The sequence below is a fragment of the Citrobacter freundii complex sp. CFNIH2 genome, assembly GCF_002880615.1.
Classification (GTDB): domain Bacteria; phylum Pseudomonadota; class Gammaproteobacteria; order Enterobacterales; family Enterobacteriaceae; genus Citrobacter_A; species Citrobacter_A amalonaticus_F.
Genome location: NZ_CP025757.1, coordinates 3,528,138 through 3,553,825 on the forward strand (window position 1 = coordinate 3,528,138; position 25,688 = coordinate 3,553,825).

The window sequence follows — 25,688 nt, forward strand, 5'->3', positions numbered from 1 at the left end:
GAAATTTACACTTAATTAACGAAATTTCGCTGCGCGCTGACAGACTCCCTGCCATAGTAACTACGCATTATGTGTACGCCGGGAGTCTGTTATGAAAAAATTACGTCCACTCACAGAAGCCGATGTCACCGCCGAATCGGCTTTCTTTATGCATCGCCGCCAGGTGCTGAAAGCGCTGGGGATCGGGGCTGCCGCGCTGTCGCTGCCGATATCCGCGCAGGCGGATCTGTTGAGCTGGTTCAAGGGCAACGATCGCCCACCCGCGCCCGCCGGCAAACCGCTGGAATTCAGCAAACCCGCCGCATGGCAAAACACGCTGCCTTTAACGCCAGAAGATAAAGTCACTGGCTACAACAATTTTTACGAGTTTGGTCTGGATAAGGCCGATCCTGCCGCCAATGCGGGCAGCATGAAAACCGATCCCTGGACGTTGAAAATCAGTGGTGAAGTGGCCAAACCATTAACCCTGGATCACGATGCGCTAACCACACGCTTTCCTTTAGAGGAACGGATTTACCGAATGCGCTGCGTCGAAGCCTGGTCGATGGTGGTGCCGTGGATTGGCTTTCCTTTACATAAGCTGCTGGCACTCGTCGAACCCACCAGCAATGCAAAATATGTCGCGTTCGAGACGCTTTATGCGCCGGACGATATGCCGGGACAAAAAGATCGCTTCATTGGCGGCGGATTGAAATATCCCTATGTCGAAGGACTGCGCCTGGACGAAGCGATGCATCCCCTGACGCTGCTGACCGTTGGCGTATACGGTAAAGCATTACCGCCACAAAACGGCGCGCCTGTACGCCTGACGGTGCCATGGAAATATGGCTTTAAAGGCATTAAATCGATCGTCAGCATTAAACTGACTCGCGAACGACCACCCACCACCTGGAATCTTGCGGCTGCCGATGAGTACGGTTTTTACGCCAATGTGAATCCGCATGTTGATCACCCGCGCTGGTCGCAGGCAACGGAACGATTTATTGGCGCAGGCGGGATTCTGGATGTCCAACGGCAACCCACCCTACTGTTTAACGGCTATGCCGATGAAGTGGCCTCGCTCTATCGCGGCCTGAATTTGCGGGAGAATTTCTAAGTGCGGCTGAGAGCAAAACAGATAACCTGGTTGAAAGTAGTGCTTCATCTGGCGGGATTGCTGCCGTTTCTCTGGCTGTTCTGGGCCATTAATAACGGCGGGCTCAGCGCCGATCCGGTAAAGGACATCCAGCACTTTACCGGTAGGACGGCTCTGAAATTTTTGCTCGCCGCCTTGCTGGTCACGCCGCTCGCACGCTACGCTAAACAGCCATTATTGATACGCACCCGTCGTCTGCTGGGGTTATGGTGTTTCGCCTGGGCCACGCTGCATCTGACCAGTTACGCGCTGCTGGAGTTAGGTATCCATAATCTCGGATTGTTGGGACGAGAACTGATTACGCGTCCGTATTTAACGCTTGGGATCTTCAGTTGGCTCATCCTGCTCGCGCTGACGCTAACATCAACACAGGCGGCACAACGAAAATTGGGTAAGCGCTGGCAACTTTTGCACAACGTCGTCTATCTGGTGGCGATCCTCGCGCCGATACATTATCTGTGGTCGGTGAAGATTTTGTCGCCTCAACCCATCATTTATGCCCTGCTCGCACTGCTGCTTTTGGCCTGCCGTTACAAGAAGTTCCGCCAGTGGTGGCGCTAGTTTGGCGAACTGTGCAGTCGGTTACAAAATGCAGAGACTCGGATGTTATTTGTGTGTTAGCGGTTGATTATCTTCCCTGATAAGACCAGTATTTAGCTGCCAATTGCTACGAAATCATTATAATGTGCGACCTTGGCTCCCTGGACGGCGTTTTTAGACCGCTGAAAAGGTGACAATCGAGCATTGAAGGTATATTTTGTTTTTTGCCGGAGGATTGCAGCAAATCGCTGCATGTTAACCGACAAGTCTCACATGAATCGTTGAGGCGGAATATACCGGCGCCCTGGCTGGCAGAAGCCGTTTTGCCGTCAGGACTCACGCTTTACAGACAGCGCTTAACGCCTGTCACAATCACACTAAACAAAGAGTACGGAACCCACTCATGGATATTCGTAAGATTAAAAAACTGATCGAGCTGGTTGAAGAATCAGGCATCTCCGAACTGGAAATCTCTGAAGGCGAAGAGTCTGTACGCATCAGCCGCGCAGCGCCAGCAGGTAGCTTCCCGGTAATGCAACAAGCCTACGCTGCACCAATGATGCAGCAGCAACCTGCTCTGTCTAACGCAGTTGCTCCGGCAGCAGAAGCGCCGGCAGCCGCCGCAGCAGAAATCAGTGGTCACATCGTACGTTCCCCAATGGTTGGTACTTTCTACCGCACCCCGAGCCCGGACGCAAAAGCGTTCATCGAAGTGGGTCAGAAAGTCAATGTAGGCGATACCCTGTGCATCGTTGAAGCCATGAAAATGATGAACCAGATCGAAGCGGACAAATCAGGTACCGTGAAAGCCATCCTGGTCGAAAGTGGTCAACCGGTAGAATTTGACGAGCCGCTGGTCGTCATCGAGTAACGAGGCGCACATGCTGGATAAAATTGTTATCGCCAACCGCGGCGAGATTGCATTGCGAATTCTTCGTGCCTGTAAAGAGCTGGGTATCAAGACTGTCGCTGTGCACTCAAGCGCGGATCGCGATTTAAAACACGTATTGCTGGCGGATGAGACGGTTTGTATTGGTCCGGCTCCGTCCGTAAAAAGCTATCTGAACATCCCGGCTATCATCAGCGCCGCTGAAATCACTGGCGCGGTAGCGATTCACCCAGGTTATGGCTTCCTCTCTGAGAACGCCAACTTTGCTGAGCAGGTTGAACGCTCTGGCTTTATCTTCATCGGCCCGAAAGCGGACACCATCCGTCTGATGGGTGACAAAGTGTCGGCGATCACCGCGATGAAGAAAGCGGGCGTCCCGACCGTACCGGGTTCTGACGGCCCTCTGACTGACGATATGGATGCGAACCGCGCCCATGCAAAACGCATCGGCTATCCGGTTATCATCAAGGCGTCAGGCGGCGGCGGCGGTCGCGGTATGCGCGTAGTACGCGGTGATGCCGAACTGGCGCAATCCATCTCCATGACCAAAGCGGAAGCGAAAGCGGCTTTCAGCAACGACATGGTTTATATGGAGAAATACCTCGAGAACCCACGCCACATCGAAATTCAGGTGCTGGCAGACGGTCAGGGTAACGCGATTTATCTGGCTGAGCGTGACTGCTCTATGCAGCGTCGTCACCAGAAAGTCGTCGAAGAAGCACCGGCACCGGGCATTACCCCGGAACTGCGTCGCTACATCGGTGAGCGTTGCGCGAAAGCGTGTGTGGATATCGGCTATCGCGGCGCGGGCACCTTTGAGTTCCTGTTCGAAAACGGCGAGTTCTATTTCATCGAAATGAACACCCGTATTCAGGTTGAACACCCGGTAACTGAAATGATCACCGGCGTTGACCTGATCAAAGAACAGCTGCGTATCGCCGCAGGCCAACCGTTGTCAATCAAGCAAGAAGAAGTGCAGGTGAAAGGCCATGCGGTGGAATGCCGTATCAACGCCGAAGATCCAAACACCTTCCTGCCGAGCCCAGGTAAAATCACCCGTTTCCATGCGCCAGGTGGCTTTGGCGTGCGTTGGGAATCGCATATCTATGCCGGTTACACCGTACCGCCATACTATGACTCAATGATCGGTAAGCTGATCTGCTACGGCGATACCCGTGACGTGGCGATTGCCCGTATGAAGAATGCGCTTCAGGAGCTGATCATCGACGGCATCAAAACCAACATTGATTTGCAGACCCGCATCATGAACGACGAGCATTTCCAGCATGGTGGTACCAACATCCACTATCTGGAAAAGAAACTCGGTCTTCAGGAGAAGTAATTCTCCGTGCAATAAAAACGGGCTCGAAAGAGCCCGTTTTGCAAACCATCGCTATTCTGATAAGGCCCGAACTTTCGGGCCTTATCTTTATCTTTTTATCGGCGAGAGGAATACTCAGGCATGACGGTATATTTCCCGCTACCGAGAAACATCATGCAGAACCCTCCACACAAGTACAAAGCCTGAAGCTCAAGTGCCCATGATCCCTGAGGCGTCAGCGCAAATACTTTTCCGTCCATCACCAACCAGGTTGCAAACAGCATTGTAAAAGTAAAAATTGCCGCCGCATATCGCGTCATCACCCCGAGAATCAACATCAAGGGCGCAATGATCTCACCAATGAACGATCCCCATGCGATAAAACCCGGTAAATGATGGGATTCCAACAGGAATACGACAGATCCAAGACCGTGCTTTGCCTTCGCCACACCATGAAAAAGCATCAGTCCGCCAAAGACCACCCTGAGAATTAATTTAGCCGCATCCGGATTATTAGTGTATCGATGAAATATTTCATCAATTTTTTTTAACGTCATATCATTCTCCACCCTAAACTGTCTTTTTATTAGTATGAATACTGGAAACCCACCCGGAAGCGCGTTTGTCTGTCGTCTTGCATTTTATTTACGGATACATTACCGATCTCCATATAAGGGGCCCAATTCTTATCGATGGAATACGCGATCTTAAAATCGTGTTCATAGTCAGAATGGCTGTTGTTGTAGATATCCGTGTTGGCATGGAAGTAAACATAGTTATATTCAAACTTCCAGTTACCTGTTTTATACCCAATCCATGTATCGTAACGCCCGGTTTCTTTATTATATAAAGATTCATCATTCTGCACGGTATAGTCATAGCGATAACGCAGATTGAGATAAAAACCATTGCCCAGTAAAGTACCGAGTAACAGGTTAGGCTTATAGATAGTGTTACCCGAGTTACTATCAATGTTAAACGCGGGAATCAGATAGATATTCGGGTTGATCACATAACGATAGCTGATAGTGGCCTCACTACCGTTATTATCTAATTCATTAAAAGGCTCATCCGCATCTTCGCCGCTGGATTTGTAGCGGGCCTCAACAGAAAAACCGAATTGGTTATCAAAGCGATGCGAAAAATAGATACGGTCTTTATTGACTTTACCGTCATCAAAATAATCATGGCGTAAATCGATAACCGATTCAGCCGCCAGGACATTGCAGCTAACCAGTAATGCGACGGCACTAATACTAATTCTCTTATTTAATCTCATATAATAATTCCATGTATAAACGCAAAAAAACCTTTCCGTCTCCGACAGAAAAAAGAAAAGGTAATGCCACTGTGAATCGACATGCCTAAAAACCTGAGAGCAGGGTTCAGCACCGGTTAAGAATATTATCGTTATATCACTCTGTAAATTACAGTTACAGGGGAAATATGCGATCCGACAAACAAAATAAGATACATAAGAAAATATCCATATAAATATTAATTAGCAAACAACCGAACATTCATTTTAATAATAAATAGACATCTTTATTACTATGGTATTTAATAATATCTTGTTAGTGACTTTATTATTAATTCACCCGATTAAAACCATCTAAAGCGATACTCTTCTTAACGTTAAAAAATAAAACAATCATAGTCATATGAATGAAATAAAAATTTAAAAACCATTCATGATATATGCAATTTCTGGATCTATTTTGTTTAATAAATTTATCGTTTTTATTCTTGTCGATTTATAACACCGGATTGAGATCGTTCATCTACCGTCACCTTTCTCTCCCCCCAGGCCTGCGGCTTAAGGTACAATCCCCGCTTTCTTTTTCCACAAGGGACAAAAAATGGACAAACGTTTTGTTCAGGCCCACAAAGAGGCGCGCTGGGCGCTGTGGCTGACCCTTCTCTATCTGGCTGCCTGGATAGTTGCCGCTTACCTGCCAGGCGTAACGCCGGGTATTACCGGGTTGCCGCACTGGTTTGAACTGGCCTGTCTGCTGACGCCGCTGATCTTCATTTTACTGTGCTGGGCCATGGTGAAATTTATCTACCGTGACATTCCCCTGGAGGATGACGATGCAGCTTGAAGTCATTCTGCCGCTGGTAGCCTATCTGATCGTGGTGTTTGGCCTCTCTGTTTACGCCATGCGTAAACGGCAAACCGGCACCTTCCTGAATGAGTATTTCCTCGGCAGCCGCTCAATGGGCGGGATCGTGTTGGCAATGACGTTGACCGCGACATACATCAGCGCCAGTTCGTTTATTGGTGGGCCAGGCGCTGCCTATAAATACGGGCTGGGTTGGGTACTGCTGGCTATGATTCAGCTCCCCGCCGTCTGGTTATCGCTGGGGATCCTCGGCAAGAAATTCGCCATCCTTGCCCGTCGCTATAATGCTGTCACCCTCAACGACATGCTGTTTGCCCGCTACCAGAGTCGCCTGCTGGTGTGGCTGGCGAGCCTCAGCCTGCTCGTGGCGTTTGTCGGCGCCATGACCGTACAGTTCATCGGCGGCGCACGCCTGCTGGAAACGGCGGCGGGTATTCCCTATGAAACGGGCCTGCTGATTTTCGGTATCAGCATTGCGCTGTATACCGCATTCGGCGGCTTTCGTGCCAGCGTGCTTAACGACACGATGCAGGGACTGGTGATGCTGATTGGCACCATCGTGCTGCTGGTCGGTATCGTGCATGCGGCCGGTGGCCTGAGCCATGCCGTGGAGACCTTAAACGCCATTGACCCGAAACTGGTTTCACCACAGGGCGCCGATGACATTCTGTCTCCGACCTTTATGACCTCATTCTGGGTACTGGTGTGCTTTGGTGTGATCGGCCTGCCGCATACGGCGGTGCGCTGCATCTCCTACAAAGACAGTAAAGCGGTACACCGGGGGATTATCATCGGTACCATCGTGGTGGCGATCCTGATGTTTGGTATGCACCTTGCCGGCGCGCTGGGTCGTGCGGTGATCCCTGACCTGACGGTGCCGGATCTGGTTATTCCGACGCTGATGGTAAAAGTGCTGCCGCCTTTCGCTGCCGGGATCTTCCTTGCCGCGCCGATGGCGGCCATTATGTCGACGATCAACGCCCAGTTGCTGCAAAGTTCCGCTACGATCATTAAAGATCTCTATCTCAATATTCGCCCGGAACAGCTGCAGAACGAGACGCGCCTGAAGCGAATGTCGGCGATGATCACCCTCATCTTAGGCGCACTGTTATTGCTTGCCGCCTGGAAACCGCCAGAGATGATTATCTGGCTGAATCTGCTGGCGTTTGGCGGTCTGGAAGCGGTGTTCTTGTGGCCGCTGGTACTTGGCCTTTACTGGGAACGCGCGAACGCGACCGGGGCGCTGAGTGCGATGATTGTCGGCGGCGTGCTGTATGCGATTCTCGCCACCTTTAACGTTCAGTACCTGGGCTTCCACCCGATTGTGCCCTCGTTGCTGCTAAGTTTGCTGGCTTTCCTGGTCGGAAACCGTTTCGGTTCTCCTGCCCCGCAAGCCGCTGTATTGACTACTGATAAATAAAGAGTTTTGCTATGCCATGGATCCAATTAAAACTGAATACGACGGGCGCTAACGCGGAAGAGTTGAGCGATGCCCTGATGGAAGCGGGTTCCGTTTCCATCACCTTCCAGGACACGCACGACACGCCGGTTTTTGAGCCATTGCCGGGCGAAACCCGCCTGTGGGGCGATACTGATGTCATTGGTCTGTTTGATGCAGAAACCGATATGAAAGAGGTCGTCGCCATCCTGGAACACCATCCGCTGCTGGGCGCCGGGTTCGCGCATAAAATCGAACAACTGGAAGATAAGGACTGGGAACGCGAGTGGATGGATAACTTCCACCCCATGCGTTTTGGCGAACGCCTGTGGATCTGCCCAAGCTGGCGCGATGTACCGGATGAAAACGCCGTCAACGTGATGCTCGACCCCGGTCTGGCGTTTGGCACCGGCACGCATCCCACCACCTCACTGTGCCTGCAGTGGCTCGACAGTCTCGATTTAACCGGCAAGACCGTGATCGACTTTGGCTGCGGTTCCGGCATCCTCGCTATTGCCGCGCTGAAACTGGGCGCCGCGAAAGCGATTGGTATCGATATCGACCCGCAGGCGATTCAGGCCAGCCGTGATAACGCCCAGCGTAACGGCGTATCAGAACGTCTGGAACTCTACCTGCCACAGGATCAGCCAGACGCCATGAAAGCCGACGTGGTGGTCGCCAACATCCTGGCAGGCCCATTACGCGAACTGGCACCGTTAATCAGCGTCCTGCCCGTTACAGGCGGTCTGCTGGGCCTTTCCGGTATCCTTGCCAGCCAGGCCGACAGCGTGTGTGAAGCCTATGCGGATCTCTTCACTCTCGATCCGGTCGTTGAGAAAGAAGAGTGGTGTCGAATCACTGGCCGTAAGAAGTAATCTCCAGCGCCGATTGCGCCGTCTCCACTTTGCGGCGCAATCATCTGCTGAAATGAGAGCATAGTCACATTAAGTCACCATATTCCGCTGATTAATTCAGCAGAATATCTTGTCAGCCTTCACCGTTGCGAAGAAAAAATGAGAAGTTACGCAAAATTATATGCGTACAGATTTTCATCACAATTTTGTAATATAATGATTTGTATGGCTAATTATTTAAAGGCGCTTACTTGAACGGCGATTCTTTGATCCACCTCAGAGGATTGGTCAAAGTTTGGCCTTTCATCTCGTGCAAAAAATGCGTAATATACGCCGCCTTGCAGTCACAGTATGGTCATTTCTTAACTCATGCGCATCGGACAATACCAGCTTAGAAATCGCCTGATCGCAGCGCCCATGGCTGGCATCACTGACAGACCTTTTCGGACGCTGTGCTATGAGATGGGAGCCGGATTGACCGTATCCGAGATGATGTCGTCTAACCCGCAGGTTTGGGAAAGCGACAAGTCCCGTTTACGGATGGTGCACGTTGATGAGCCAGGAATTCGCACGGTGCAAATTGCCGGTAGCGACCCTGTTGAGATGGCCGATGCCGCACGGATTAACGTGGAAAGCGGCGCCCAGATTATTGATATCAATATGGGGTGTCCGGCTAAAAAAGTGAATCGTAAGCTCGCAGGTTCAGCCCTCTTGCAGTACCCGGATTTAGTGAAGTCGATACTGACCGGGGTGGTTAATGCAGTGGACGTCCCTGTGACCCTGAAGATTCGCACCGGCTGGGCTCCGGAACACCGTAACTGCGTAGAGATTGCCCAACTGGCTGAAGACTGTGGCATTCAGGCTCTGACCATTCATGGACGCACCCGCGCCTGTTTGTTCAATGGAGACGCTGAGTACGACAGTATTCGGGCAGTTAAGCAGAAAGTTTCCATTCCGATTATCGCGAATGGTGACATTACTGACCCGCTTAAAGCCAGAGCTGTGCTTGACTATACGGGGGCTGATGCCCTGATGATAGGCCGCGCAGCTCAGGGAAGACCCTGGATCTTTCGGGAAATCCAGCATTATCTGGACACTGGGGAGTTGCTATCCCCCCTGCCTCTGGCAGAGGTTAAGCGCTTGCTTTGTGCGCATGTTCGGGAACTGCATGACTTTTATGGCCAGGCAAAAGGGTACCGAATCGCGCGTAAACACGTCTCCTGGTATCTCCAGGAGCACGCTCCAAATGACCAGTTTCGGCGCACATTCAACGCCATTGAGGATGCCAGCGAACAGCTGGAGGCGTTGGAGGCATACTTCGAAAATTTTGCGTAAACAGAAATAAAGAGCTGACAGAACTATGTTCGAACAACGCGTAAATTCTGACGTACTGACCGTTTCTACCGTTAACTCTCAGGATCAGGTAACCCAAAAACCCCTGCGTGACTCGGTTAAACAGGCACTGAAGAACTATTTTGCTCAACTGAACGGTCAGGATGTTAATGACCTCTATGAGCTGGTACTGGCTGAAGTAGAACAGCCCCTGTTGGACATGGTGATGCAATACACCCGTGGTAACCAGACCCGTGCTGCTCTGATGATGGGCATCAACCGTGGTACGCTGCGTAAAAAATTGAAAAAATACGGCATGAACTAATCTCGATTAGCGAATTGCTTGTTTAAAAAGGCGCTACTCGGCATGGGGAAGCGCCTTTTTTATACGCCTCTTTTGCGGAGTTGATATGAACTCACGATGTGAACCACACTACTTTGGTGATGAATCCGCGTCGATCATCCACGGAGATGCGCTGACAGAACTCAAAAAACTCCCCGCTGAAAGCGTCGATTTAATTTTTGCCGACCCGCCTTACAATATCGGAAAGGATTTTGACGGGATGGTCGAGTCCTGGGATGAAGACGTCTTCCTGGGCTGGCTGTTCGCGTGCATTGAGGAGTGTCATCGGGTGCTGACAAAACAGGGCACGATGTACATCATGAACAGCACCGAAAACATGCCGCATATCGATCTCAAATGCAGAACGCTGTTCACCATCAAAAGCCGGATTGTTTGGTCTTATGACAGTTCAGGCGTGCAGGCGAAGAAATTCTTTGGCTCAATGTATGAACCGATCCTGATGATGGTCAAAGATGCCAGACAGTATACGTTCAACAGTGATGCCATTCTGGTCGAGACCAAAACTGGCGCGAAAAGAGCGCTAATTGACTACCGTAAAAACCCGCCACAGCCGTACAACACGCAAAAAGTTCCAGGCAACGTCTGGGAATTCCCCCGCGTGCGTTATTTGATGGATGAATATGAAAACCACCCGACGCAAAAGCCCCTTGCCTTGTTAAAACGGATCGTTCTGGCCTCCTCCAATCCTGGCGATACGGTGCTGGATCCCTTCGCCGGCAGCTTTACCACTGGCGCCGTGGCGGTCGCATCGGGACGTAAATTCATCGGTATTGAAGTCAATAATGAGTATGTGAAGATGGGACTCAGACGGCTGAACGTCAGCTCGCACTACTCCCCGCCAGACCTGGCGAAAGTCAAAAAGAGAAAGACGAAAAACCTGTCAAAAAAGAGCCGAACGGCGTCGGATGTGGTGAAGATCACAGCAAAGTAAAAGCATTGTAATCCTGCTTTTCAGGACGCTTTTTTCGTGTATATTTCCTGCACGCTTGGGCATGAATACACAGGATTTGGCAATGATTCGTAAGTATTGGTGGCTGGTTGTTTTCGCGGTCTCCGTGTTCCTTTTTGATGCGTTACTGATCCAGTGGATTGAACTGATCACCACAGACGTCGATAAATGCCGCAATATGGATTCGGTCAATCCGCTCAAGCTGGTCAACTGTACCGATTTGCAATAACGGGAGATTGATAGGCAGGAGAAATAATTATAGGCTTTCCGGCGTTAATTGCATGACATATCCATCAGGAATTAACATCCTTAATACATTATCCACCAGCGCCGGAGCCTGCTGATAAAGATCGTAGCGGGCGGAATTCATCAACCAGTTTTTCACGATCCCGCTAAAACTACCGTGAATAATAATTAAGACAACGTCTAAATCCAGGGTTCTGGGAATCAACCCTTGCGTCATACTCGCCTGCAATGCGTCGCGCAGTCCCTTCTGGCTAAACCCAATTTTCTCTCGTATTTCTTGTTCTGATATCATTCCCTCATGAAATTCACATTTATGATATAAAATTTGCAGCAATGCCTGCTGTCGGGGAATTTCCGCGATATATTGCAATCCGGCGATTAACTTTTCGCGCAACTGCTGTAAGGGATTATCACAGACATGCAAAGCTAAGCGTTCCTGAATAAGATCACGTAATGGCGGCTGCTGTCGCCAGAGTTCATTGAAGAGCTGCGTCTTGTTGTCAAAATGCCAGTAGATGGCACCCCGGGTGACCTGGGCTGCGTCGGCAATGTCGTTAAGCGTCGTGTTACCAACACCTCGCGTGGCAAACTGGATGATTGCGGTCTCAATCAAATGTTGTCGCGTTTTTAACGCTTCGGCTTTTGTTCTCTTAGCCATCGGTTATCGCTTCAGAGGCAGAATAAAAAAGGAACATGGCAATTCAGAATTGCCGATAAAAAATAACTGTATCACTTCATCCGTTCAGAGATGAAATAAAAGCGAATAGCCTCAGCACGAAACATTCAATTAAATAAAAACCACAAATGAAACCAACAAAAAACATTCATACAGCAAATGTGCATTTCCAAATATATTAACCAGCAACAAGGTATGACAAAGAAAAACAAAATGAAAAGACAAAGCCATCACTTTTTTGCTTTTACGTGCCGTAGACCTGGTCATAAAATAAGTATTGCTTACATCGCACGCTAATAATTTGTAGGATAGCCCACTGTTATTTCTTCGTGCACGTTATCGCCTTACCGTTATCCGGTAAATAACGAGCTATTGGTTTTTAAGGAACAGTAATGACGAAACATGCCAGGTTTTCACTCCTGCCCTCATTTATCCTCATCTCTGCTGCGTTACTTACCGGTTGTAACGATCAGGGAGATAAGCAAGCTCAGGCAACCGAACCGCAGGTGACCGTTCATGTGGTCACCGCCGCGCCGTTAGCGGTAACGACCGAACTGCCGGGGCGGACATCGGCATTCCGCATTGCGGAAGTTCGTCCACAGGTCAGTGGTATTGTTCTCAAAAGAAACTTCACTGAGGGCAGCGATGTTCAGGCCGGGCAATCACTGTATCAGATCGATCCTGCCACTTATCAGGCAAATTACGATAGCGCAAAAGGGGAACTGGCGAAAAGTGAAGCTGCCGCCGCCATCGCCCATCTGACGGTTAAGCGCTATGTTCCGCTGGTAGGCACAAAATACATTAGCCAACAGGAATACGATCAGGCGATGGCGGATGCGCGTCAGGCCGATGCGACGGTCATTGCCGCACGAGCCGCGGTTGAGAGCGCACGTATCAATCTTGCTTACACCAAAGTCACCTCGCCAATCGATGGCCGTATTGGCAAATCCAGCGTCACGGAAGGCGCGCTGGTCACCAATGGTCAGGCAACAGCACTGGCTACCGTGCAGCAGCTCGATCCTATCTATGTCGATGTCACCCAGTCCAGTAGTGACTTTATGCGACTTAAGCAGTCCGTTGAACAGGGCAGCCTGCATAAAGACCCCGCCAGCAGCAGCGTCCAGTTGGTGATGGAAAATGGCACGGCATATCCCCTGAAAGGGACACTGCAGTTTTCTGATGTCACGGTGGACGAAAGCACAGGCTCCATCACCCTTCGCGCCGTCTTCCCTAACCCGCAGCACGCTCTGCTGCCGGGGATGTTTGTTCGCGCTCGCATTGACGAAGGCGTTCAGCCCAACGCCATTTTGATCCCCCAGCAGGGCGTAACGCGTACGCCTCGTGGCGATGCGACAGTGCTGCTCGTCAATAGCCAACGTCAGGTTGAGCCGCGCACGGTTGTCGCTTCTCAGGCCGTCGGTGACAAATGGCTGATTAGCGAAGGCCTGCAGCCTGGCGATCGGGTGATTGTCAGCGGATTACAAAAAGCCCATCCCGGCGCGAAAGTGAAAGCCACCACGGATGCCAATACTCCTGCGGCAAACGCAGCGCAATAAGGTCACCGGATATGGCAAACTTTTTCATTAGACGTCCTATCTTTGCCTGGGTGCTGGCCATCATTTTGATGCTGGCTGGTGCCCTGGCGATTATGCAACTGCCCGTTGCGCAATACCCGACTATCGCTCCGCCAGCGGTAGCCATTTCCGCAACCTATCCAGGAGCCGATGCGCAAACAGTGCAGGATACGGTGACTCAGGTTATCGAACAGAATATGAACGGTATCGATAACCTGATGTATATGTCCTCCACCAGCGACTCTGCGGGTAGCGTGACCATCACCTTAACCTTTCAGTCCGGAACCGACCCGGATATTGCCCAGGTTCAGGTACAGAACAAACTGCAGCTGGCGACGCCATTGCTGCCTCAGGAAGTTCAACAGCAAGGGATCAGCGTAGAAAAGTCGAGCAGCAGTTTCTTGTTAGTGGCGGGGTTTGTCTCTGACGATCCGCAAACGACCCAGGACGATATCTCCGACTACGTTGCTTCAAACGTGAAAGATACGATCAGCCGTCAGAACGGTGTGGGCGATGTACAGTTGTTTGGCGCGCAGTACGCGATGCGTATCTGGCTGGATGCTAATCTGCTGAACAAATACCAGCTCACGCCGGTCGATGTGATCAATCAACTGAAAATACAGAACGACCAGATCGCAGCGGGTCAGTTGGGCGGAACGCCCTCGCTGCCAGGGCAGCAGTTGAACGCATCTATCATCGCGCAGACGCGACTGAAAGATCCTGAGGAATTCGGCAAAGTCACATTACGGGTAAACAGTGACGGTTCCGTCGTCCATCTTAAAGATGTCGCACGTATCGAACTCGGGGGGGAAAACTATAACGTTGTCGCCCGAATTAACGGTAAACCGGCAGCGGGTCTGGGGATCAAACTGGCGACCGGGGCCAACGCTCTGGATACCGCCAAAGCGATTAAAACCAAACTCGTTGAGCTGCAACCCTTCTTCCCGCCAGGGATGAAAGTGGTTTACCCGTATGACACCACGCCGTTTGTGAAGATCTCCATTCACGAAGTGGTAAAAACACTGTTTGAAGCGATCGTCCTGGTCTTCCTCGTGATGTATCTGTTTTTACAGAATATCCGTGCGACGCTCATTCCGACGATTGCGGTTCCCGTTGTGCTATTAGGTACATTTGCCGTGCTCTCGGCGTTTGGCTACTCGATCAACACCCTGACGATGTTCGGGATGGTGCTGGCGATCGGCCTGCTGGTCGATGACGCCATTGTGGTAGTGGAAAACGTTGAACGTGTGATGATGGAGGAAAAGTTGCCGCCCAAAGAGGCAACCGAGAAATCCATGTCGCAGATCCAGGGGGCGCTGGTTGGGATCGCGATGGTGCTGTCTGCCGTCTTCATCCCAATGGCCTTTTTCGGCGGATCCACCGGGGCTATTTATCGCCAGTTTTCCATCACGATTGTGTCGGCAATGGCGCTTTCGGTTCTGGTGGCATTGATCCTGACCCCGGCACTTTGCGCAACATTGCTAAAACCAGCGTCCGCCGAACACCACGAGAAGAAAGGGGGATTTTTCGGCTGGTTTAATGCCAAATTTGATCTCAGCGTTAACCACTACACCAACAGCGTCAGCGGCATTGTGCGCAAAACCGGACGCTACCTGCTTCTTTACATCCTGATTGTCGTCGGGATGGGGGTACTGTTTCTCCGTCTCCCCACCTCCTTTCTGCCTGATGAAGATCAAGGCGTATTCATGACGATGGTTCAGTTACCCGCAGGTTCAACCCAGGAACGCACCCAAAACGTATTGGATCAAGTCACCCATTACTATCTGACGAATGAAAAAGCGAACGTCGAAAGCGTGTTTACGGTCAACGGGTTTAGCTTTAGCGGCCAGGCGCAGAACGCGGGTCTGGCCTTCATCAGCCTGAAACCCTGGGATGAGCGTAGCGGTAAGGAAAACAGCGTTGAAGCGGTGATTGCGCGTGCAACGCGCGCGTTCAGCCAGATCCGGGATGGGCTGGTCTTCCCCTTCAACATGCCGGCGATAATTGAACTGGGCACCGCGACTGGTTTCGACTTTGAACTGATTGACCAGGGGGGGTTGGGGCATACAGCGCTAACATCCGCGCGTAATCAGTTAATGGGTATGGTGGCTAAGCACGCCGATCTGCTGGTCCGTGTTCGACCTAACGGTCTGGAGGATACCCCTCAGTTCAAGCTGGATGTCGACCAGGAAAAAGCACAGGCGCTTGGTATTGCGCTGTCAGACATTAACGAAACAATCTCGGCATCGTTAGGCGGCTACTACGTTAACGACTTCATTGACCGCGGACGAGTGAAGAAAGTGTATGTTCAGGCAGATGCGAAATTCCGTATGCTGCCAGAAGATATCAATAATCTGTACGTTCGTAGTGCCAACGGCGAGATGGTGCCTTTCTCAGCCTTCAGCTCAGCCCGCTGGGTGTATGGTTCTCCGCGCCTGGAACGCTTCAACGGTATGCCGTCGATGGAACTGTTGGGTGAGGCTGCCCCCGGTCGAAGCACCGGTGAAGCGATGACCATGATGGAAAGTCTCGCGTCAAATCTGCCTAATGGTATTGGTCATGACTGGACGGGAATGTCATATCAGGAACGTCTTTCAGGCAATCAGGCACCGGCACTGTATGCCATCTCGCTGATCGTCGTGTTCCTCTGTCTTGCCGCACTGTATGAAAGCTGGTCCATTCCGTTCTCGGTAATGCTGGTAGTCCCGCTCGGCGTGGTGGGTGCGCTTCTGGCTACTTCCCTGCGTGGGCTAAATAACGACGTCTATTTTCAGGTCGGACTGTTAACCACGATTGGGCTTTCCGCGAAAAACGCCATTCTGATCGTGGAATTTGCCAAGGATCTGATGGAGAAGGAAGGTCGTGGCCTGATCGAGGCCACGCTTGAGGCGGCTCGCATGCGTCTGCGCCCTATTCTGATGACTTCACTCGCGTTCATCCTCGGCGTAATGCCGCTGGTCATCAGTCGCGGGGCAGGAAGTGGCGCCCAGCATGCGGTCGGAACCGGTGTGATGGGAGGGATGCTGACGGCAACGCTGCTGGCCATCTTCTTTGTGCCGGTGTTTTTTGTGGTCGTCAGAGGCCGATTTAACAAATCCCAGAGTTAATGTGTAAATTAAGGCGTCTACGGACGCCTTTTTCCTTCTGGTATCTTTCTTTATTTATTAAACAGATAGTCATTTGCTCTGCGTAATACTCAATTCTCTCCTTCATTATTTTTACAATCCACATGAATTGAGATTATTCCATATGCCAATCTTTTTTTAAGCGGTGGTAAAATTCGTTCCGTATTCGCAAAGGGTCAGCATTCTCTGTTGCTGCATTTAGCGGAACGCTTATTGTTGAGGTAACACCATGAAAAGATTAATTCCAGTAGCATTGCTCACGGCATTGCTGGCGGGCTGTGCACACGATTCACCCTGCGTTCCGGTTTATGATGATCAAGGACGTCTCGTTCATACCAATACCTGTATGAAAGGGACGACCCAGGATAACTGGGAAACCGCAGGCGCCATTGCTGGCGGGGCCGCAGCGGTTGCAGGCCTGACGATGGGGATCATCGCGCTGTCAAAATAACATTCTCAGAGCGCGGTACTTGCCGCGCTCTTAGCCTAAGAACACTGTTTTTCATATCATTCAACGTGTTGAAAAATACGTTAGCTAATACATTTTAATAATCAATAACGTCCAGCCCTTTCTCGTTTCTCATTTATCTTTCAATACTCACGCCCTCGATATTCACGCCCGAAATCGTTATTTCATTTTGCGCGCATTATTTTAAATATTTTGCTCCAAAATGTGGCTTACGTTTCAATTTCGCACCATTTCAGGGCGCTGCATTTATTTTTTCCTGTCTACACTCTGCTTATTGCGTCGGATATTCACGCGCAAAACCTGGCATTACCTTTGCTTAGAAGAGTATGGCCAATGCCACAGACAGGTTAAAGACGTTGCAGAACGTCTCTCTATAACAATAATTTCTTTGCCACACAGGATGCATTATGAAAAAGATGATGATAGCCACACTGGCTGCGGCCGGCGTGCTGCTTGCGGTTGCCAATCAGGCACATGCAGGAACCACGCTGGATGCGGTAAAAAAGAAAGGGTTCGTACAATGCGGTATCAGTGACGGTCTTCCCGGTTTTTCTTACGCTGACGCGGACGGGAAATTCTCCGGGATAGATGTGGATGTTTGCCGTGGCGTTGCCGCCGCCGTCCTGGGAGATGATACAAAAGTAAAATATACCCCACTCACCGCAAAAGAACGCTTCACCGCATTACAGTCTGGCGAAGTCGATCTTCTCTCCCGTAATACGACCTGGACCTCCTCGCGTGATGCCGGAATGGGTATGTCCTTCACTGGCTTCACCTATTACGACGGCATTGGCTTCCTGACTCACAACAAAGCGGGTCTGAAAAGCGCGAAAGAGTTAGATGGCGCTACCGTTTGTATTCAGGCGGGAACAGATACGGAACTGAACGTGGCGGATTATTTTAAAGCCAACAACATGAAATACACCCCGGTGACTTTTGACCGTTCAGATGAGTCGGCAAAAGCGCTGGAATCCGGACGTTGCGATACCCTCGCCTCTGACCAGTCCCAACTGTATGCCCTGCGCATCAAACTCAGCAACCCGGCTGAATGGCTTGTGCTGCCAGAGGTCATCTCGAAAGAGCCGCTGGGGCCGGTTGTTCGTCGCGGCGACGACGAATGGTTCTCTATTGTGCGTTGGACGCTGTTTGCCATGTTGAATGCCGAAGAGATGGGCGTGACGTCGAAGAACGTCGATGAGAAAGCGGCGAACCCGGCAACACCGGATATGGCACACCTGCTGGGCAAAGAAGGCGACTACGGTAAAGATCTGAAGCTCGACAATAAATGGGCTTACAACATCATCAAGCAGGTGGGTAACTATGCGGAGATCTTTGAACGCAACGTCGGATCGGAAAGCCCGCTGAAGATCAAACGTGGACAGAACAATCTCTGGAATAACGGCGGCATTCAATACGCACCGCCGGTGCGTTAAGTCGTTGTGATGTAACGAGCGCCGCACAGGCGGCGCTCAGTTCAGAGTTATGGTTACCGAGGCTTTCCTATGTTCCATCGCCGCTCAAGTGTAAAAGGGTCACTCTCCTTTTCAAACCCTGCGGTCCGCGCCTGGCTGTTCCAGATCCTCGCCATTCTTGCGGTCGTTGCAGTTGCTATCTATCTCATTCATAACACGATTAATAATCTAAGCAGTCGCGGCATTACCTCGGGCTTTGCCTTTCTCGACCGTAGCGCTGGGTTTGGCATCGTCCAGCACCTGATCGACTATCAGCAGGGTGACACGTACGGACGTGTTTTTGTGGTGGGCTTGCTTAATACGCTGCTGGTTTCCGCATTGTGTATTGTCTTCGCGTCATTTATCGGCTTCTTTCTCGGACTGGCGCGTCTTTCAGATAACTGGCTACTGCGTAAACTCTCGACGGTTTATATTGAGACCTTTCGTAATATCCCGCCCCTGCTGCAAATCTTTTTCTGGTACTTCGCGGTTCTGCGCAATTTACCCGGCCCACGTCAGGCCGCGAGCGCGCTGGATATGGTCTTTCTGAGTAATCGGGGACTCTATATCCCGTCTCCGCAGTTAGGGGAAGGCGTACTCGCTTTCGTGCTCTCGGCAGTGATTGCCATTGTGCTATCCGTGGGTCTGTTCCGCTTCAATAAAATGCATCAGATGAAAACGGGACAACTTCGCAGAACCTGGCCTACCGCATTAAGTCTGATTGTGCTATTGCCGCTCATCGCGCACTGGCTTTTTGGCGCGGCGCTGCACTGGGATATCCCGCAACTACGCGGCTTCAACTTCCGTGGCGGAATGGTGCTCATTCCTGAACTGGCGGCCCTGACGCTGGCGTTATCGGTATATACCTCGGCGTTTATTGCCGAAATCATCCGGGCAGGCATTCAGGCTGTCCCCTACGGTCAGCATGAAGCCGCCCGTTCTCTGGGGTTACCCAATACCGTGACCCTTCGCCAGGTCATTATTCCTCAGGCACTTCGCGTCATTATTCCACCGCTGACCAGCCAGTATCTGAATATTGTGAAAAACTCATCGCTGGCCGCCGCCATTGGCTATCCCGACATGGTATCGCTGTTCGCCGGTACGGTACTTAATCAGACAGGACAGGCTATCGAAACGATCGCCATCACGATGTCGGTGTACCTGATCATCAGCCTGAGCATCTCGCTGTTGATGAACATCTATAACCGACGAATCGCCCTCATTGAGCGCTAAGGAATCATGATGACAAAAGCATTGCTGTCTCATCCCATGCGCCCGGCCAGTAACGGTCCTGGTCGTTCGATCGTATGGGTACGCAAAAATCTCTTTTCCAGTTGGTCAAACAGCCTGCTGACGCTGTTCTGTCTGTGGCTGATGTGGGAGTTGATTCCCCCTTTGTTGAACTGGGCGTTCCTGCAGGCCAACTGGGTGGGCTCCACCCGTGCAGACTGTACCAAAGCTGGCGCCTGCTGGGTGTTCATTCACGAACGTTTTGGACAGTTCATGTATGGCTTGTACCCGCATGACCAGCGCTGGCGTATCAATCTGGCGTTGATCATTGGGTTGGCTTCCATTGTGCCGATGTTCTGGAAAGCATTGCCGCGGCGCGGGCGCTATATCGCTGCCTGGGCTGTCATCTACCCGATCATTGTCTGGTTCCTGTTGTATGGCGGTTTTCTTGGTCTGGATCGCGTTGAAACGCGCCAATGGGGCGGGCTGACGTTAACCTTAATCATCGCATCCGTCGGGATCGCGGGGGCACTGCCATTAGGAATTTTGCTGGCACTGGGACGTCGCTCTCATATGCCCGTCGTGCGGATCTTATCCGTCATTTTTATCGAGTTCTGGCGTGGCGTACCGCTGATCACCGTACTGTTTATGTCTTCGGTCATGCTGCCGCTGTTTATGTCAGAAGGAACCAGCATCGATAAGCTTATTCGGGCGCTGGTTGGCGTGATCCTCTTCCAGTCGGCCTACGTCGCGGAAGTCGTTCGTGGGGGGCTACAGGCATTACCGAAAGGGCAATACGAAGCAGCAGAGTCGCTGGCGTTGGGCTACTGGAAAACCCAGGGGCTGGTCATTCTTCCTCAGGCCCTGAAGCTGGTGATCCCTGGGCTGGTGAACACCATTATCGCCCTGTTTAAGGATACCAGTTTGGTCATCATCATCGGCTTGTTCGATCTGTTCAGCAGCGTGCAGCAAGCGACGGTTGACCCAGCCTGGCTGGGTATGTCGACAGAAGGCTATGTCTTCGCTGCTCTGATTTACTGGATTTTTTGTTTCAGCATGTCGCGCTATAGCCAGCATCTGGAAAAGCGCTTTAACACCGGGCGTACACCGCACTGAGGATTCTATGAGCCAATTATTAATACAACCTGCCGACGCGATGATTACGCTGGAAAACGTCAATAAGTGGTACGGACAGTTTCATGTTCTTAAGGATATCAACCTGCGCGTAAAACAAGGGGAACGCATTGTGTTATGTGGGCCTTCAGGTTCGGGAAAATCAACCACCATTCGCTGTATTAACCATCTGGAAGAACATCAGCAGGGACGAATCATTGTCGATGGCATTGAGTTGAATGAGGACATCCGCAATATCGAGCGCGTCCGGCAGGAAGTCGGCATGGTGTTCCAGCATTTCAATCTCTTTCCTCATCTGACGGTTCTGCAAAACTGTACGCTGGCGCCGATTTGGGTGCGTAAGATGCCGGTAAAAGAAGCCGAGGCGCTGGGAATGCACTACCTGGAACGCGTGCGTATTGCGGAGCACGCGCATAAATTTCCAGGGCAGATCTCCGGAGGACAGCAACAACGCGTGGCTATTGCCCGCTCGCTATGTATGAAACCCAAAATTATGCTGTTTGATGAGCCCACGTCGGCGCTGGATCCCGAAATGGTGAAAGAGGTACTGGATACGATGATTGGCCTGGCGCAATCAGGAATGACAATGCTTTGCGTCACACATGAGATGGGATTTGCCAGGACGGTGGCAGACAGGGTGATCTTTATGGATCGTGGGGAAATTGTTGAGCAGGCCCCGCCGGATGAGTTTTTTGCACATCCTAAATCAGAACGTACTCGTGCGTTTTTATCGCAGGTAATACACTAAGCAGAATGCAAAAAAGCCATCCTGACGGATGGCTTTTTGCTTTTCTGTGCCCAACCCCGCCTGATGGCGGCCCAGATCAGGTCTGTCGTTCAGGAAAAACAAAAGGCCCAGTCTTTCGACTGAGCCTTTTGTTTTATTTGATGTCTGGCAGTTCCCTACTCTCACATGGGGAGACCCCACACTACCATCGGCGCTACGGCGTTTCACTTCTGAGTTCGGCATGGGGTCAGGTGGGACCACCGCGCTACAGCCGCCAGACAAATTCTTTTCTACTGTGCCGAACTTTAACCTAATTAAGTGGTGCTGATACCCAGAGTCGAACTGGGGACCTCACCCTTACCAAGGGTGCGCTCTACCAACTGAGCCATATCAGCACGCTAAATTTGATGCCTGGCAGTTCCCTACTCTCGCATGGGGAGACCCCACACTACCATCGGCGCTACGGCGTTTCACTTCTGAGTTCGGCATGGGGTCAGGTGGGACCACCGCGCTACAGCCGCCAGGCAAATTCTTTTGTGCTCAGTACGCAATATTTTATCGCATCAGCTGCGCTGGCTGCATTCGTGAACGTCAGTCACATACTCATGTATGCTCCTTCCGTCACTTCATTTGCCGCCCTGCCGCTGCGCAAACTATTGCGCACTACAATCCGGTATCAAACTGAAAATTCTCTCTATTCCGCCAAAACATCTTCGGCGTTGTAAGGTTAAGCCTCACGGTTCATTAGTACCGGTTAGCTCAACGCATCGCTGCGCTTACACACCCGGCCTATCAACGTCGTCGTCTTCAACGTTCCTTCAGGACCCTTAAAGGGTCAGGGAGAACTCATCTCGGGGCAAGTTTCGTGCTTAGATGCTTTCAGCACTTATCTCTTCCGCATTTAGCTACCGGGCAGTGCCATTGGCATGACAACCCGAACACCAGTGATGCGTCCACTCCGGTCCTCTCGTACTAGGAGCAGCCCCCCTCAATTCTCCAGCGCCCACGGCAGATAGGGACCGAACTGTCTCACGACGTTCTAAACCCAGCTCGCGTACCACTTTAAATGGCGAACAGCCATACCCTTGGGACCTACTTCAGCCCCAGGATGTGATGAGCCGACATCGAGGTGCCAAACACCGCCGTCGATATGAACTCTTGGGCGGTATCAGCCTGTTATCCCCGGAGTACCTTTTATCCGTTGAGCGATGGCCCTTCCATTCAGAACCACCGGATCACTAAGACCTGCTTTCGCACCTGCTCGCGCCGTCACGCTCGCAGTCAAGCTAGCTTATGCCTTTGCACTAACCTCCTGATGTCCGACCAGGATTAGCTAACCTTCGTGCTCCTCCGTTACTCTTTAGGAGGAGACCGCCCCAGTCAAACTACCCACCAGACACTGTCCGCAACCCGGATCACGGGCCTACGTTAGAACACCAGCCATTAAAGGGTGGTATTTCAAGGTTGGCTCCACACGAACTGGCGTCCGCGCTTCAAAGCCTCCCACCTATCCTACACATCAAGGACCAGTGTTCAGTGTCAAGCTATAGTAAAGGTTCACGGGGTCTTTCCGTCTTGCCGCGGGTACACTGCATCTTCACAGCGAGTTCAATTTCACTGAGTCTCGGGTGGAGACAGCCTGGCCATCATTACGCCATTCGTGCAGGTCGGAACTTACCCGACAAGGAATTTCGCTACCTTAGGACCGTTATAGTTACGGCCGCCGTTTACCGGGGCTTCGATCAAGAGCTTCTCCGCGAGGATAACCCCATCAATTAACCTTCCGGCACCGGGCAGGCGTCACACCGTATACGTCCACTTTCGTGTTTGCACAGTGCTGTGTTTTTAATAAACAGTTGCAGCCAGCTGGTATCTTCGACTGATTTCAGCTCCACGAGTAAATCGCTTCACCTACGTATCAGCGTGCCTTCTCCCGAAGTTACGGCACCATTTTGCCTAGTTCCTTCACCCGAGTTCTCTCAAGCGCCTTGGTATTCTCTACCTGACCACCTGTGTCGGTTTGGGGTACGATCTGATGTTACCTGATGCTTAGAGGCTTTTCCTGGAAGCAGGGCATTTGTTGCTTCAGCACCGTAGTGCCTCGTCATCACGCCTCAGTGTTAAAGTGAACCGGATTTACCTGGAACACACACCTACACGCTTAAACCGGGACAACCGTCGCCCGGCCAACATAGCCTTCTCCGTCCCCCCTTCGCAGTAACACCTGGTACAGGAATATTAACCTGTTTCCCATCGACTACGCCTTTCGGCCTCGCCTTAGGGGTCGACTCACCCTGCCCCGATTAACGTTGGACAGGAACCCTTGGTCTTCCGGCGAGCGGGCTTTTCACCCGCTTTATCGTTACTTATGTCAGCATTCGCACTTCTGATACCTCCAGCATGCCTCACAGCACACCTTCACAGGCTTACAGAACGCTCCCCTACCCAACAACACTTAGTGTCGCTGCCGCAGCTTCGGTGCATGGTTTAGCCCCGTTACATCTTCCGCGCAGGCCGACTCGACCAGTGAGCTATTACGCTTTCTTTAAATGATGGCTGCTTCTAAGCCAACATCCTGGCTGTCTGAGCCTTCCCACATCGTTTCCCACTTAACCATGACTTTGGGACCTTAGCTGGCGGTCTGGGTTGTTTCCCTCTTCACGACGGACGTTAGCACCCGCCGTGTGTCTCCCGTGATAACATTCTCCGGTATTCGCAGTTTGCATCGGGTTGGTAAGTCGGGATGACCCCCTAGCCGAAACAGTGCTCTACCCCCGGAGATGAATTCACGAGGCGCTACCTAAATAGCTTTCGGGGAGAACCAGCTATCTCCCGGTTTGATTGGCCTTTCACCCCCAGCCACAAGTCATCCGCTAATTTTTCAACATTAGTCGGTTCGGTCCTCCAGTTAGTGTTACCCAACCTTCAACCTGCCCATGGCTAGATCACCGGGTTTCGGGTCTATACCCTGCAACTTAACGCCCAGTTAAGACTCGGTTTCCCTTCGGCTCCCCTATTCGGTTAACCTTGCTACAGAATATAAGTCGCTGACCCATTATACAAAAGGTACGCAGTCACCCCATTAAAGAGGCTCCCACTGCTTGTACGTACACGGTTTCAGGTTCTTTTTCACTCCCCTCGCCGGGGTTCTTTTCGCCTTTCCCTCACGGTACTGGTTCACTATCGGTCAGTCAGGAGTATTTAGCCTTGGAGGATGGTCCCCCCATATTCAGACAGGATACCACGTGTCCCGCCCTACTCATCGAGCTCACAACACATGCAGTTTTGTGTACGGGGCTGTCACCCTGTATCGCCGGCCTTTCCAGACCGTTCCACTACCACACATGCTGATTCAGGCTCTGGGCTGCTCCCCGTTCGCTCGCCGCTACTGGGGGAATCTCGGTTGATTTCTTTTCCTCGGGGTACTTAGATGTTTCAGTTCCCCCGGTTCGCCTCGTTAACCTATGTATTCAGTTAACGATAGTGCAACGAATTGCACTGGGTTTCCCCATTCGGACATCGCCGGCTATAGCGGTTCATATCACCTTACCGGCGCTTTTCGCAGATTAGCACGTCCTTCATCGCCTCTGACTGCCAGGGCATCCACCGTGTACGCTTAGTCGCTTAACCTCACAACCCGAAGATGTTTCTTCCGATTCATCATCGTGATTGCGAAAATTTGAGAGACTCGAACACACCAATAAAGATGTGTCGTTTCAATTTTCAGCTTGATCCAGATTTTTAAAGAGCAAAACTTCGCAGTGCACCTTTTCAGGTTCACTCTGAAGTTTTCTTGATTACGTTCTACAGTATGGTGGAGCTATGCGGGATCGAACCGCAGACCTCCTGCGTGCAAAGCAGGCGCTCTCCCAGCTGAGCTATAGCCCCATACAGTGTAGTCAGAACCTCTGTACCGATAATTTTTCCTGAGACAAGGCGTGGAATGGCGAAGCATACTTAAAGTATGCGAGTCGTTTCACAACGCAGTATTCAGGGAAAATCTGGTAGGCCTGAGTGGACTTGAACCACCGACCTCACCCTTATCAGGGGTGCGCTCTAACCACCTGAGCTACAAGCCTGTAGAGGTTTTACTGCTCGTTTTTCATCAGAC

Annotated in this window: 21 protein-coding genes, 3 tRNA genes and 3 rRNA genes; 18 read left to right on the plus strand and 9 right to left on the minus strand. The window is 51.4% G+C overall.

Features of this window, described 5'->3' with window-relative positions:
- Nucleotides 1-91: 91 nt before the first annotated feature.
- The 4 genes from msrP (at nt 92) to accC (ending at nt 3,906) form a co-directional block, all read left to right on the plus strand.
- Nucleotides 92-1,096, plus strand: coding sequence for a protein-methionine-sulfoxide reductase catalytic subunit MsrP (gene msrP, locus WM46_RS17195; protein ID WP_061076142.1), 1,005 nt, complete (start codon nt 92-94; stop codon nt 1,094-1,096).
- Nucleotides 1,097-1,696, plus strand: coding sequence for a protein-methionine-sulfoxide reductase heme-binding subunit MsrQ (gene msrQ / locus WM46_RS17200; RefSeq protein ID WP_102602895.1), 600 nt, complete (start codon nt 1,097-1,099; stop codon nt 1,694-1,696).
- A gap of 382 nt (nt 1,697-2,078) precedes the next feature.
- A complete protein-coding gene (accB, locus tag WM46_RS17210) occupies nt 2,079-2,546 on the plus strand; it encodes an acetyl-CoA carboxylase biotin carboxyl carrier protein (protein ID WP_042998342.1) in 468 nt (155 codons plus the stop codon).
- Nucleotides 2,547-2,556: 10 nt separating this feature from the next.
- Nucleotides 2,557-3,906 (plus strand): acetyl-CoA carboxylase biotin carboxylase subunit, encoded by a 1,350-nt coding sequence (accC, locus tag WM46_RS17215; protein ID WP_102602896.1) that lies wholly within the window; start codon nt 2,557-2,559, stop codon nt 3,904-3,906.
- A 95-nt stretch (nt 3,907-4,001) separates the two neighbouring features.
- Here the strand turns inward: accC and WM46_RS17220 are convergent, their stop codons facing one another.
- A complete protein-coding gene (locus WM46_RS17220) occupies nt 4,002-4,442 on the minus strand; it encodes a DoxX family protein (protein ID WP_102602897.1) in 441 nt (146 codons plus the stop codon).
- 29 nt (nt 4,443-4,471) lie between these two features.
- Nucleotides 4,472-5,164, minus strand: a complete 693-nt coding sequence (locus WM46_RS17225) for an oligogalacturonate-specific porin KdgM family protein (RefSeq protein ID WP_102602898.1) — start codon at nt 5,162-5,164, stop codon at nt 4,472-4,474.
- 580 nt (nt 5,165-5,744) lie between these two features.
- On the opposite strand from WM46_RS17225, the gene WM46_RS17230 reads away from it, so the two are divergent.
- From WM46_RS17230 to WM46_RS17260, 7 genes are all read left to right on the plus strand, one after another.
- On the plus strand, nt 5,745-5,987 hold the full coding sequence (locus tag WM46_RS17230) for a YhdT family protein (RefSeq protein WP_061076139.1): 243 nt from the start codon (nt 5,745-5,747) through the stop codon (nt 5,985-5,987).
- Nucleotides 5,977-7,428, plus strand: coding sequence for a sodium/pantothenate symporter (gene panF, locus WM46_RS17235; RefSeq protein ID WP_061076138.1), 1,452 nt, complete (start codon nt 5,977-5,979; stop codon nt 7,426-7,428). The genes WM46_RS17230 and panF overlap by 11 nt, the downstream gene beginning before the upstream one ends.
- A gap of 11 nt (nt 7,429-7,439) precedes the next feature.
- Nucleotides 7,440-8,321 (plus strand): 50S ribosomal protein L11 methyltransferase, encoded by an 882-nt coding sequence (prmA, locus tag WM46_RS17240; protein WP_061076137.1) that lies wholly within the window; start codon nt 7,440-7,442, stop codon nt 8,319-8,321.
- Nucleotides 8,322-8,669: 348 nt separating this feature from the next.
- Nucleotides 8,670-9,635, plus strand: a complete 966-nt coding sequence (dusB, locus tag WM46_RS17245; protein WP_044327070.1) for a tRNA dihydrouridine synthase DusB — start codon at nt 8,670-8,672, stop codon at nt 9,633-9,635.
- 25 nt (nt 9,636-9,660) lie between these two features.
- The gene (gene fis / locus WM46_RS17250; protein ID WP_000462905.1) at nt 9,661-9,957 is read left to right on the plus strand and encodes a DNA-binding transcriptional regulator Fis; all 297 of its coding nucleotides are present in this window, start codon (nt 9,661-9,663) and stop codon (nt 9,955-9,957) included.
- An 85-nt stretch (nt 9,958-10,042) separates the two neighbouring features.
- Nucleotides 10,043-10,927: an adenine-specific DNA-methyltransferase gene (yhdJ, locus tag WM46_RS17255; RefSeq protein ID WP_102602899.1), complete on the plus strand. Its 885-nt coding sequence runs from the start codon at nt 10,043-10,045 to the stop codon at nt 10,925-10,927.
- Nucleotides 10,928-11,009: 82 nt separating this feature from the next.
- A complete protein-coding gene (locus WM46_RS17260) occupies nt 11,010-11,174 on the plus strand; it encodes a DUF2556 family protein (protein ID WP_102602900.1) in 165 nt (54 codons plus the stop codon).
- A gap of 27 nt (nt 11,175-11,201) precedes the next feature.
- On the opposite strand, the gene envR is transcribed toward WM46_RS17260, so the two are convergent.
- Complete coding sequence (envR, locus tag WM46_RS17265; RefSeq protein ID WP_102602901.1) at nt 11,202-11,849, minus strand: acrEF/envCD operon transcriptional regulator; 648 nt, start codon at nt 11,847-11,849, stop codon at nt 11,202-11,204.
- A 410-nt stretch (nt 11,850-12,259) separates the two neighbouring features.
- Here envR and WM46_RS17270 point away from each other — a divergent pair, with 410 nt between their 5' ends.
- From WM46_RS17270 to WM46_RS17300, 7 genes are all read left to right on the plus strand, one after another.
- Nucleotides 12,260-13,423, plus strand: a complete 1,164-nt coding sequence (locus WM46_RS17270) for an efflux RND transporter periplasmic adaptor subunit (protein ID WP_102602902.1) — start codon at nt 12,260-12,262, stop codon at nt 13,421-13,423.
- Nucleotides 13,424-13,434: 11 nt separating this feature from the next.
- Entirely contained in the window at nt 13,435-16,548 is a 3,114-nt protein-coding gene (locus tag WM46_RS17275) for an efflux RND transporter permease subunit (RefSeq protein WP_102602903.1), read from the plus strand.
- Nucleotides 16,549-16,795: 247 nt separating this feature from the next.
- Complete coding sequence (locus WM46_RS17280; RefSeq protein WP_000825639.1) at nt 16,796-17,017, plus strand: membrane protein; 222 nt, start codon at nt 16,796-16,798, stop codon at nt 17,015-17,017.
- Nucleotides 17,018-17,442: 425 nt separating this feature from the next.
- On the plus strand, nt 17,443-18,468 hold the full coding sequence (locus WM46_RS17285) for an amino acid ABC transporter substrate-binding protein (RefSeq protein WP_102602904.1): 1,026 nt from the start codon (nt 17,443-17,445) through the stop codon (nt 18,466-18,468).
- Between the two features lie 69 nt (nt 18,469-18,537).
- Entirely contained in the window at nt 18,538-19,719 is a 1,182-nt protein-coding gene (locus WM46_RS17290; RefSeq protein ID WP_102602905.1) for an amino acid ABC transporter permease, read from the plus strand.
- Nucleotides 19,720-19,728: 9 nt separating this feature from the next.
- Nucleotides 19,729-20,832: an amino acid ABC transporter permease gene (locus tag WM46_RS17295; protein WP_061076129.1), complete on the plus strand. Its 1,104-nt coding sequence runs from the start codon at nt 19,729-19,731 to the stop codon at nt 20,830-20,832.
- 7 nt (nt 20,833-20,839) lie between these two features.
- Nucleotides 20,840-21,598, plus strand: coding sequence for an amino acid ABC transporter ATP-binding protein (locus WM46_RS17300; protein WP_042324914.1), 759 nt, complete (start codon nt 20,840-20,842; stop codon nt 21,596-21,598).
- A gap of 142 nt (nt 21,599-21,740) precedes the next feature.
- Here WM46_RS17300 and rrf (WM46_RS17305) read toward each other — a convergent pair.
- The 6 genes from rrf (WM46_RS17305) to WM46_RS17330 form a co-directional block, all read right to left on the minus strand.
- Nucleotides 21,741-21,856: ribosomal RNA gene (rrf, locus tag WM46_RS17305) — 5S ribosomal RNA — on the minus strand.
- Nucleotides 21,857-21,896: 40 nt separating this feature from the next.
- Nucleotides 21,897-21,972: transfer RNA gene (locus WM46_RS17310), tRNA-Thr, on the minus strand.
- A 14-nt stretch (nt 21,973-21,986) separates the two neighbouring features.
- A 5S ribosomal RNA gene (rrf, locus tag WM46_RS17315) occupies nt 21,987-22,102 on the minus strand.
- 198 nt (nt 22,103-22,300) lie between these two features.
- Nucleotides 22,301-25,207, minus strand: a 23S ribosomal RNA gene (locus tag WM46_RS17320).
- A 182-nt stretch (nt 25,208-25,389) separates the two neighbouring features.
- Nucleotides 25,390-25,465: transfer RNA gene (locus WM46_RS17325), tRNA-Ala, on the minus strand.
- A gap of 114 nt (nt 25,466-25,579) precedes the next feature.
- Nucleotides 25,580-25,656: transfer RNA gene (locus WM46_RS17330), tRNA-Ile, on the minus strand.
- Nucleotides 25,657-25,688: the final 32 nt, after the last annotated feature.